This is a genomic window from Acetatifactor sp., from assembly GCF_982438285.1.
Genome location: NZ_CEWDFQ010000170.1, coordinates 1 through 6,572, shown reverse-complemented (window position 1 = coordinate 6,572; position 6,572 = coordinate 1). Strand labels below are relative to the sequence as shown.

The following is a 6,572-nucleotide window of genomic DNA, read 5'->3' as shown; positions in this document are numbered from 1 at the left end:
GAGGAACATTTTACACCAACGGCCATAGTGCTTTTTTGTTTCATACTGAGCTGCCAGGGCCTTGCTGAAATGTATTTTATCGTTCTGATCCACAGAGCATGAAAAGAATCCTTCGTAAAAGCAATCCCCGCAGGCCGCAGCGTCTTCTTCCTTATATGGACGGACAGTAAACATATTGGTATCCTCCTATGCACGAATGAGTTAGTAATAACTAACTATTATTATATCAAGAAGCACATAGGATTGCAATTCGTTTTTCATTTCCGCCTTCCAGACTATGGTTTTCAGGGAATGGAAGCACCTGCCGGGAAATTTCTGCAGAAAGAAAGACCGCAGGCGTCTGCCCACGGTCCGATACGTTAGGATGATTTATAGGGTCTGTGTTGGGGAGGCCTCCTCCGCGGTCTGTTCGCTGATGAGGGCAAGGTACTCATCCAGCCGGTTTTCCTTTGCAATGGAGACGGGGAGAAAACCTTTTGCTATAAGCTGGTAGTTCATCAGCATGTGGGAAACTGTGCCATTCCCATCCACAAACGGATGAATTTTTACAAACTCAGCGTGCGTCCAAGCTGCAAGCTCGACAGGATTCAGATCCATTCGGTGTGGCAGATCCACGAAAAATTTTTTAATCTGGCTGAACTTTCATTTGGCGCCGGTGGCTTAAAGCCTGCGCCGGAAATGCGGACTTCCACATTGCGGTGAACGCCTCTCACAAGAATGTTTTCCATCAGCAATGCGTGAATATCCTTGGTAGTTGGCTCGTCCAAAGGCCTTCCTTCCGCAACACATTTTTTTGCAAAAGAGAAAGCCTTTGCATGATTCGCCACCTCATAAATCTCACGAAGTGTTTTTCCGCCAACGGAAAGACCGTCTTCCAGAATCACCTTTGTCTGGATCAGCGTCAGGGTGTTTCCTTCGATAGCGGTGGAATTGTGTGCATATTCAATGTCAAAACTTCTTTCAAAGCTTTCCAGCGCCTCCGGCAAAATGCTGCCCCTGACCTTAGCAAGCTGCTCCTTTTTATCGTAAAGCATATCGTAGTTCATGCCTGTTCACCTCGTTTCAACGATATTTTCTACTATTTTAAAATCCATTGTCCTGATTTGCGGCTGCCAATACGCTCGATAATCCCTTTTTCTCTCAGTTCTTTTAAAATTCTTCTTATTTGTCTATCAGAGCGGTTTAGTTTTGTGGAAAGCTGCGCCTGTGTTACATGAGAATTTTCTTTTATTGCTGATAATACTACTTTCTCTAACGGGTCATTTATTAGGACATTTTGATCTTTTAAAATGTCCTGATGTCCTAAAGGCGTAAATTTCACCATAATGTCTTCTAAATGAAGCGTATATTCCGGCATTGGAACACCATGTTTTTTACAGGCCTCACATATTTTTTCTATCCCACGTCCCCATGTTTCCACATATCCTGCCCGGAAAAATCCATTAGCAATATTGGGATTATAGGGCTGTGACCGATGACGCTCCATCAATGTTTCCACGGTCCATCCAACCGGAAAACACAGTCATTACTGATATATACTGCATCCTCATGTATCCGGATTTGTATTGGAACCAGCGCCGCATAATTGGAATGGATAATCGCATTATATACCGCCTCTCTGACAGCTGCTTTGGGAAGAGGATAAGTCTCAATTCTGGTAACGTTATCGTAAGATATCATTGCTTTCATATATTTCAGATATATCAGTTCTATAACCCTGTCCGCCTGAATAAACAGAGAACCATGAATCTCATCCTGATAACGCAGATCAGATCCCTCGCCAAAATATCCGATTTTGATATATGCACCCGTAACCCACTTTTCCGGATTTCGATGGAATAAGAGAATTGCCGCTCGTTTCAGCTTACCATGTTCAAGAAGGCCGAGGCTATCCAAAAGCTGCTCGTTACTCATATTCAAATCTTCTTCTGTCATACGACCGCTTCGCAGAGCCTCACGCCGGAAAATGTCAAAACTCTCTTTGTCTAAATCGTCAACCGTAACACCATCCACCGGAACTGCATCCCATTTATATCCGGTTTTAGACAATAAGAACTCTGTCAAAGCAGCTCCCCTGAGAAGCTGCTTTGTACTGCCGCTGCGATAATGGTACTCACCCTTATAATTTATGGGATAACTGCTCGGATTCACACATATCTCAATGTAATCTTTACCATCTTGGGTCAGCAGATTAACATCCACAATAATGCCAAGAATATCCCTCACTTTATTGGGGATATCTTCCAACAGCTTTTTGCTATCCTGTACGCCGATGACATTTCCATTGTCATCGGTTCCAATATATATCTTGCCGCCTTGAGCATTTGCAAAACCACAGATCCATTTCAAATACTCATCACGCCAGGATTCCTTCCATTCAGTGTTTTGGTTTTCTGCCATGGATATCCTCCCTTCTTCTTTGAAATCTCATTATATTATGATATTATGCTCTCATTGCTGTTTCCACATATGATTACTGCATATTTCACGAAATAGTTTCTGTTTTTTGATATAGTTTCAAATGCCAACTAATTTATTATTGTTATACCAAAATCTTGTTTTAAAGTATAGCAAACTGACTTTTTATTTTCAATCAGATATTCGCTAACGTATATACCCAATAATTAAAAAGACACGGTCCACTGTTGAACCATGTCTCCTTTATAGTTTGTATATTTAATTTTACTCTAAGCTCTCCACCCAGGCTGCCACATCTTCCTCTGAAACACTGGAGCGGAATCGCATGCCTTCCTGCCAGTCGCCGGTACCGGCCAGCTCCGCCAGAAGTTCACCGCTTTCGCCCAAGCCGGAGCTTGCCGATGTACAGAAGGGAATGACGGTCTTTCCGGTAAAATCATTGGCCTCCACGAAGGTGTTCACCGGCCATGCCGCGATCCCCCACCACACAGGGTAACCGATATAGACGGTATCCACATCCTGCCAATCATCTACTGTGTCAGCCACCAGCTCCACATCTCGCAGGCTTTCATCGGCGTACTCCTGGGACACACGACTGTTATCATCGTTATAATTCAAATCCTCATCAGTATAAGGCTCAACAGGCTCCAGCTGGAATAATTCTCCGCCGGTGGTTTCGGCAATCACTTCCGCCACCCGTTCTGTGTTGCCGGTAGCGGAAAAATATACCACCAGCGTTTTTCCAGCTTCTGCAGCATCTTCTGAGGAAGTCTCCGCGGATGCAGCATTGGCCTCCTCAGACGCGGCAGTGCTTTCCTGCGGAGAGGATTCCTCTGCGGCAGATTCCGCTCCAGAGGATTCCGGCACAGAAGCCTGCGCCTCAGTGGAGGGAGATGCAGTTTCCTGAGAAGTGGAGGAAACAGATGCCTCTGTACTGCCGCAGGCGGCAAGACCAAAGGCCAGTACAAGGGCCATAAAAGATGCAGTCAATTTTTTCATAATAAAGTCTCCTTTCATTTAAAAGCATTCATTTAATATTTCAAGAATCTCTTCCGGGGTCATCTTTTTGTAGCTGCCCGGCGAGATAGCGCAGGAATCGGCAATTTCCTTCAGCATAGCCTGATCGGAAACGCCAAGCTCTCGCAGTGAGGTGGGCAGGCCGATCTCTTTTATAAAATCAGCCAGGGCGTCGATACCGGCCAGGGCAAGCTCCTCGTCAGTTTTCCCGTCCCGGGCAATGCCCCAGACATTTTGTGCAAAGCGGACAAACTTGGAAAGCCCTTCTTGGTAAATATGCCGATAATAAACAGGGTGCAGAACCGCCAGACCGCAGCCGTGGTTACAGTCGGTGTAGGCTCCCAGCTGATGCTCCATGTTGTGGCACTGGAAGTCGCATTTTTTACCCATCTTGATAATACGGTTTTCCGCCATGGTGGAATCCCACATCAGATTGCTGCGGGCGTTATAATCCTTGGGATTCTGGATGGCGGAGCGCAGGTTGAGAATGACGCTTCTCATCAGCGCCTCCATAATATCATCGGAGACATTGTCCTCATTGGGCTCGCTGAAATAGGTCTCCATGATATGGCTCAAAATGTCAAAGCCGCCGGATACCATCTGCCTTTTGGGCACACTGTAGGTATAGGAAGGGTCCATCAGGGCAAAACGAGGATTTAATTTCGGATAATCCCGTCCGGTTTTGACCTTTTTCTCCTCATTGGTGATGACGGCGCCGCCGTTGCACTCGCTGCCGGTGCCGGCCACGGTGACAATCACGCCCAGGGGCAGGGGCTCTGTCTCGATGACACCGGGCTGCGCCCAAAAGTCGTCCCAGATATCTCCCTCATACCGGGCGGCAAGGGATACCGCCTTACAGCAGTCCATAACGGAACCGCCCCCGATGCCCAGAATCATATCCACATTGCTTTCCCGGGCAAGCCTTGCCCCCTCCTTAACCTTGGCATAGGTGGGGTTTGCCATAATTCCGGAAAATTCCACGACGGTCTTTCCAGCTTCCTTTAAGATGCCTGCTACCTCATCATAGACGCCGTTTTTCTTGATGGAGCCGCCGCCATAGGCCAGCAGCAGGGTGGAGGCGTCCCTGGTCAGACAGGAAAGATATTCCTTCACACAGCCCTTTCCAAAATAGACCTGAGTGGAATTTTGAAAAATAAAGTTATTCATAAAATCATTCCTTTCTGCTTGATCTTGCTTCTACATTTGCGCTTCCCAAAAGGCTGCAGCCTCATCCAGCCAGCCCTCCGCTGCGGTGCCCGTACCCAGACCAAAACCATGGCCTAGGCCCGGATAATGATGAAACTCGGTGGGGATGCCTAAGCTGCTTAAGGCCTGGAGACGTTTTTCCATGGTGCGCCAGCTTGCAATGCCGTCATTTTCACCCACACAGGCAAAGGTGGGAGGGTCATTTTCCGTATAATCAGAATGGCCTGTGTACTGCATAAGCACCGCGCCAGGCTTTGGCAGATCCTCTCCGCCGAAAGCAGCCGGTCCATAGGAGCCCAGCCAGGCCGCCATCCTGGCGCCTGCAGAGCCGCCCCAAAGAGAGTAACAGTCGGTGTCTATCTGAAGCTCTTTAGCGTTTTCAAAAATAAAGCTGATGGCCCGGGCCAAATCCTCGCAGGCGGTCTGTGCCCCTGGACGGTAAATCAGTGCGAAGGCATTGTAGCCCTGTTTGGACAGCTCTAAGACATGAGGAAAACTGTCCTGCATAGCTCCCACATAGGCGAATCCGCCGCCCATATTCTTCGAAGGCAGGATCGTTTATGACGTCCTCTATTTTGGTATCTGTTGTAAAGGATGCGCCGTCCGCCTGGGCGGCCTGTGGGGCTTGCGTGACCTGTGAGGACTGTGCGGCCTCTGCAGGCTTCGTGGGCTCCTGATCCTTTTGCCGCTTTGCACTACCGCATCCGGACAGGCAGAGCATAAGGCAGAGCCCAAGAGCAAAGGAAGCTTCTTTTCTCATATTTTTTCACCCGCCTTTCTCTGATCTTATTATAAAAAAATCGAGACCTCCGCAGAAGTCTCGATTGGTTAATCAGTATTTACTTAAAAGTTAATAGTAAAAATCGTTTATAATTTTGCTGTTTTCTCCACTGCCCGGAGGAACTGCTTCACTGCCGGGGAGGGATTGAGAGAATGGAGCAGACCAAAGGGGATAGTATACCCCCAGTCCACCGGAAGGATTTTCAACAGAGGGTGCACGTACCTCCAGTTTTCTACTGCCATCAAGACGCAGTTGTTGTTTTCACACTGGTTGAAGGCTGCAACATCATAAAAGTCAAAATCTACAATGTGAATCTGCGGATGGTTTTTCCACAAATCATCCCGCAGCATATCCACATAATGACTCCAGTCCCTGCGCATAAGCATCAGATTTTCCCCGTACAGGTCTGTTACGGTTAATGTGTCCTTCTGGGCAAGCCTGTGATGGACGGAAACGGCACAGCAGATGGGCTCCCGTGAAATTTCAAGGCCGGCGCACTGGCGGAGGTTCAGCATGGTTTCGTCAAAGATGCCTGCCACCACATCAATATTCTGTCCCAGGTTGGCCAAAATTTCCCGGGCGTTCTCCGGGGTATTATCAAAGGGCACAAGCTGAAATTTCGTGTTGGGACAGTTCTCCTGCAGCTTGGGCCAAAGGTCCACCAGCACCTGGGCTGGCGTCATGGGCGAGGTGCCGATACGGATTACATTTGTGCTGTTTTGCATGGCGTTTTTTGCCCGGGTCACCGAATCCTTGCAGTATTGAATGATGTATTTTGTGTCCTGAAAAAGTGATTTTCCGGCTTCCGTCAGCATAAGTCCCCTGTGTGTACGAACAAAAAGCTGTAAATCCAGGCTTTCCTCCAAAAGGTTGATCTGCTTGATGACAGCGGGCGGGGAGATATACAGCTTTTCCGCAGCCTTATTGAAGCTTCCGGATTCCGCTACGCAAAGAAAAGTTTCCAGCTGGGGATTATACATTGACATACCATCCTTTCCTGAGAAGGGCTTTTCCTCATAATAGCATATTTCAGGGGGGATGGGAAACGAAAAAGAGGAATAAAAAAGAAACCCTGTCCTTTCTGGTCAGGGCTTTCGTCGATGCGACAGGATTTGAACCTGCGACCTCTGCGTCCCGAACGCAGCGCTCT

6 protein-coding genes and 1 pseudogene are annotated in these 6,572 nt (G+C 47.8%); all 7 read right to left on the bottom strand.

The window, feature by feature from the left end; translation table 11 throughout:
- Positions 1–369 precede the first annotated feature (369 nt).
- The 7 genes and pseudogenes from AC1WIP_RS09465 to AC1WIP_RS09435 all read right to left on the bottom strand — a co-directional run bounded on the left by AC1WIP_RS09465 (position 370) and on the right by AC1WIP_RS09435 (position 6,408).
- Positions 370–597, bottom strand: a complete 228-nt coding sequence (locus AC1WIP_RS09465; protein ID WP_481141611.1) for a Fic family protein — start codon at positions 595–597, stop codon at positions 370–372.
- Complete coding sequence (locus AC1WIP_RS09460; protein ID WP_481141610.1) at positions 588–1,046, bottom strand: Fic family protein; 459 nt, start codon at positions 1,044–1,046, stop codon at positions 588–590. The genes AC1WIP_RS09465 and AC1WIP_RS09460 overlap by 10 nt, the downstream gene beginning before the upstream one ends.
- A 32-nt stretch (positions 1,047–1,078) precedes the next feature.
- Positions 1,079–2,400: pseudogene (locus tag AC1WIP_RS09455) on the bottom strand (ATP-binding protein).
- Positions 2,401–2,682: 282 nt separating this feature from the next.
- Positions 2,683–3,417 carry a flavodoxin gene (locus tag AC1WIP_RS09450; protein ID WP_481141609.1) on the bottom strand — a complete coding sequence of 245 codons (735 nt, stop codon included), beginning with the start codon at positions 3,415–3,417 and terminating at the stop codon, positions 2,683–2,685.
- Positions 3,418–3,435: 18 nt separating this feature from the next.
- The gene (locus AC1WIP_RS09445) at positions 3,436–4,602 is read right to left on the bottom strand and encodes an iron-containing alcohol dehydrogenase (protein WP_481141608.1); all 1,167 of its coding nucleotides are present in this window, start codon (positions 4,600–4,602) and stop codon (positions 3,436–3,438) included.
- Between the two features lie 30 nt (positions 4,603–4,632).
- Positions 4,633–5,148 carry an alpha/beta hydrolase gene (locus AC1WIP_RS09440; protein WP_481141607.1) on the bottom strand — a complete coding sequence of 172 codons (516 nt, stop codon included), beginning with the start codon at positions 5,146–5,148 and terminating at the stop codon, positions 4,633–4,635.
- 360 nt (positions 5,149–5,508) lie between these two features.
- Complete coding sequence (locus tag AC1WIP_RS09435) at positions 5,509–6,408, bottom strand: LysR family transcriptional regulator (protein ID WP_481141606.1); 900 nt, start codon at positions 6,406–6,408, stop codon at positions 5,509–5,511.
- Between the last annotated feature and the right edge of the window lie 164 nt (positions 6,409–6,572).

Bases quoted from the DNA above. Each gene is read 5' to 3' on its own strand.
- AC1WIP_RS09460 (WP_481141610.1), bottom strand. From the start codon at position 1,046: ATGAACTACGATATGCTTTACGATAAAAAGGAGCAGCTTGCTAAGGTC.
- AC1WIP_RS09435 (WP_481141606.1), bottom strand. From the start codon at position 6,408: ATGTCAATGTATAATCCCCAGCTGGAAACTTTTCTTTGCGTAGCGGAA.
- AC1WIP_RS09445 (WP_481141608.1), bottom strand. From the start codon at position 4,602: ATGAATAACTTTATTTTTCAAAATTCCACTCAGGTCTATTTTGGAAAG.
- AC1WIP_RS09465 (WP_481141611.1), bottom strand. From the start codon at position 597: ATGGATCTGAATCCTGTCGAGCTTGCAGCTTGGACGCACGCTGAGTTT.
- AC1WIP_RS09440 (WP_481141607.1), bottom strand. From the start codon at position 5,148: ATGCAGGACAGTTTTCCTCATGTCTTAGAGCTGTCCAAACAGGGCTAC.
- AC1WIP_RS09450 (WP_481141609.1), bottom strand. From the start codon at position 3,417: ATGAAAAAATTGACTGCATCTTTTATGGCCCTTGTACTGGCCTTTGGT.